Source organism: Nocardia arseniciresistens (assembly GCF_046764875.1).
Lineage (GTDB): Bacteria > Actinomycetota > Actinomycetes > Mycobacteriales > Mycobacteriaceae > Nocardia > Nocardia arseniciresistens.
In genome coordinates, this window is record NZ_JBKORD010000040.1 from 1 (window position 1) to 4087 (window position 4087).

General features: G+C 63.2%; 1 protein-coding gene. It reads left to right on the forward strand.

The genetic code is table 11. The annotated features are described in order from the left end of the window. On the forward strand, positions 1-4087 hold a 4087-nt coding region (locus ACLMAJ_RS37975; protein ID WP_412018756.1), incomplete at both ends, for an amino acid adenylation domain-containing protein.

Below are 4087 nucleotides of genomic sequence, written 5' to 3' on the forward strand. Positions count from 1 at the left end.
TTTGGCGGCGTTCGGGCATGCGGATGTGCCGTTCGAGCGTTTGGTGGAGGTGTTGAATCCGGCTCGTTCGCAGGCTCGGCATCCGTTGTTCCAGGTGGTGCTGTCGGTACAGAACCTGGATCGGGCTCGCCTGGAGTTGGACGGGTCGAGTGTCCAAGTACAGGAGTTGATGGTCGATCTGGCGAGGTTCGATCTGCAGTTCGTGTTGTCGGAGATGCCGGCTGGTGGCTGGACTCTGGAGTTGACCTATGCGACGGATCTGTTCGATGAGTCGACCGCTGCCGATATCGCGCAGCGGTGGGTGCGGGTTCTCGAGGAGATCGTCGGTGACCCCGATGTCGCGGTCGGGGCCGTCGACATTTTGGGTGTGGGTGAGCGCGCTGGATTGATTTCGCGTGCGGGGTTGGCTGCGGAGTCGGCGCGGACGTTGCCGGAGTTGTTGGCCGAGGCGGTGGCTGGTGATCCGCAAGCGACGGCGGTGGTGTTCGACGGCAGGAGTCCGGCCCAGCCCTCGCCCGACCACCCCTCATCGACTCGCTTCGCGACGCTGACGTATGCCGAGTTGGACGCGCGGTCGAATCGTTTGGCCCGGTTGCTGATCGAGTCCGGTGCCGGTGCCGAGGATGTCGTCGCGATTGCGGTGCCGCGCTCGGAGTTGTCGTATCTGGCCGAGTGGGGCGTGTCGAAGTCGGGTGCGGCATTCTTGCCGGTTGATGCGGGTCTGCCGGAGGACCGGATCGGGTACATGGTGGCCGACTCGGGGTCGCGGGTGGGCGTGACGGTGTCGGCGGTGCGTGCGCAGTTGCCGGATTCGGTGGACTGGCTGGTGCTCGACGAGCTGGATCTGGATGGGTATTCGGATGCGGCGGTGACTGATTCGGATCGGTTGCGTTCGTTGCGACCGCAGCATCCGGCGTATGTGATCTATACCTCCGGCACGACGGGTGTGCCGAAGGGTGTGGTGGTGACCCATGCTGGTTTGGCGAATTTCCGTGCCGAGCAGAACGAGCGGTATGGGTTGGATAGTTCTACCCGGGCGCTGCATTTCGCTTCGCCGAGTTTCGATGCGTCGATTCTGGAGCTTTTGCTCGCCGTCGGCGGTGGTGGTGCGTTGGTGGTGGTGCCGCCGGGAATGTATGGCGGTGCCGAGCTTGCCGAGTTGATCCGTGTGGAGCGGGTGACTCATGTGATGTTGACGCCGTCGGTTTTGGCGTCGATGGATCCGGCGGCGTTGGCTGGTGTGCGGGTGGTGATCGCTGGTGGTGAGGCGGTTTCGGCTGATTTGATTGCGAAGTTCGGTGCCGGTGGCGATCGGGCGTTCTTCAATGCTTATGGTCCGACCGAGGCGACGATTGCCAGCAATATCAGTGCTGCGTTGTTGCCGGGTGATCGGGTGACTGTGGGTGGTCCGGTCCGGGGTATGCGGGCATTGGTGCTGGATTCGCGGTTGCAGCCGGTGCCGGTCGGTGTGGCTGGTGAGCTGTACGTGTCTGGGATTCAGTTGGCGCGCGGTTATCTCGGGCGTGCTGGTTTGTCGTCGGATCGGTTTGTAGCTAATCCGTTCGGTGCCGATGGTGAGCGGATGTATCGCACCGGTGACGTGGTGCGTTGGACTGCTGGTGGTGCGGTCGAGTACGTAGGCCGTTCCGACTTCCAGGTGAAGGTGCGTGGTTTCCGTATCGAATTGGGGGAGATCGATGCGGCGTTGACCGCCGATCCCAGTGTCGATTTCGCTGTCACGGTGGGGCATACCGGTACCGCCGGCGTGACGGTGCTGGTGTCGTATGTCGTTGCCGTGCCGGGATATTCGGTTGATGTTGCGGAGTTGGCCGGGAATTTGGGGCGGCGGTTGCCCAGCTACATGGTGCCGTCGTCGATCACGGTGATCGACAAGGTTCCGTTGACTCCCACCGGAAAACTGGATCGTCGGGCTCTGCCTGCGCCGGTGTTCGAGGTGCGGCAGTTCCGGGCGCCGTCGACGCCGATCGAGGAGATCGTGGCGCAGGTGTTCGGTGAGGTGCTCGGTGTCGATCGGGTCGGTGCCGATGATGATTTCTTCACTCTGGGTGGTAACTCACTGATCGCTACGCAGGTGGCGTCCCGGTTGGGTAACGCGCTCGATACCCGGGTGCCGGTGCGGATGTTGTTCGAGGCCTCGACCGTGGCGGCGTTGGCGGCGCGGGTCGAGTCGCATGCCGGTGTCGGGGCGTGGCGTGAGTTGGTGGCGCGTGAGCGGCCCGAGCGGGTGCCGTTGTCGTTGGCGCAGCAGCGTATGTGGTTCCTCAACCGGTTCTCCGCGGGTAGTACTGATGCCAACGAGTCGGCGGTCAACAACATCCCGGTTGCTATTCGTTTGTCCGGTGAACTGGATGTGGCCGCACTACAGATCGCTGTTATCGATGTGATCGACCGACACGAATCACTGCGAACGGTATTCCCGGAGACCGCTACCGGGCCGGTGCAGGTGATCCTGGATGCGGCACAGATCGTTCCGGACCTGACCCCTGTTCCGGTCACCGAGGTCACCTTGGTCGACCACCTGATCGAGTTGGCCTCCCTGGCCTTCGATGTCACCAGCGAAGTGCCGTTGCACGCGCGGCTATTCGAGATCAGCGAATCCGAATACGTGCTCGGCATGGTGGTGCACCACATCTCCACCGACGGCTGGTCCATGGCTCCGCTGGCGCGCGACGTCATGGTCGCCTACGCCGCGCGCACCCTGTGGGAGTACCCGGCGTGGGCCAAGCTGCCGGTGCAGTACGCCGATTACGCGCTGTGGCAGCGTGAGGTGCTGGGTTCGGAGGATGACTCGGAGTCGTTGCTCTCCAACCAGATTCGTTACTGGGCTACTCAATTGGCGGATCTGCCCGATGAGCTGGCGTTGCCGTCGGACCGGCGACGTCCCGCAGTGGCCGGTTATCGTGGCGGCAATTATCCGTTTGTGATTTCGGCTGAGACTCAGCGTCGGTTGGTCGAGATCGGTCGGGCGCATAATGCGTCGTTGTTCATGGTTATGCATAGTGCGTTGGCGGTGTTGTTGGCGCGGTTGTCGGGTACTGATGACATTGCGATCGGTACTCCGGTGGCTGGTCGTGGTGAGGCGGCGCTGGACGATCTGGTTGGCATGTTCGTCAATACTTTGGTGTTGCGTACGCCGATTCGCGGTGAGCGCACTGTGGCGGAGTTGCTTGCTGAGGTTCGTGATACGGATTTGCATGCGTTCGCGCATGCTGATGTGCCGTTCGAGCGTTTGGTTGAGGTGCTCAATCCGGCTCGTTCGCAGGCTCGGCATCCGTTGTTCCAGGTGATGCTGTCATTCCAGAACCTGCCGGAAAGCACGTTCGAACTGCCAGGCCTGCGAGTCTCTGCGGTCGATTTCGAGGTCGGTACGGAGAAATTCGACCTGTCGCTGACCATCCAGGAATCCGGCGAGGCGGACAGCGGCATGCTCGCTGAGTTCTCTTACGCCACAGATCTGTTCGATCCGGCGACGGTGGCCGGGTTCGCCGACCGTTACCTGCGAGTGCTCGAGTTGATCGCGGAGGATCCGCAGCGGCCCTTGCATGCTATTGATCTGCTCGGTGACGATGAACGGTCGCTGGTGCTGCATCGGTGGAACGCCACCGGGTACCCGATCGATGCCACGACCCTGATCCCGTTGTTCGAGGCGCAGGCGGAGCGGACCCCGGACGCGGTCGCGGTGACCTTCGAGGGGACAAGTCTGTCCTACGGCGACTTCGCGCGTCGGGTGCATCGTTTGGCGCGTCGTCTGGTCGAGGCGGGTGTGGGTCCGGAAACCTTTGTGGCGGTGGGGATTCCCCGCTCACTGGACCTGCTGGTCGCGATCTACGCGGTCGTGGAGGCGGGCGGTGGCTACGTGCCGCTGGATCTGGAGCAGCCCGCCGAGCGGATCGCTTACGTGCTGGACGCGGCGGACCCGGTGTGTGTGCTGACCACCTCAGGTGCCGGTACCGACCTCGCGCCCGGACGGTCCACGCTGGTGGTGGATGCGCTGGATTTGTCGTCGTATCCCGACGCGCCGCTCACCGATGCCGATCGTCGCGCTCCGCTGCGACCGGAACATCCT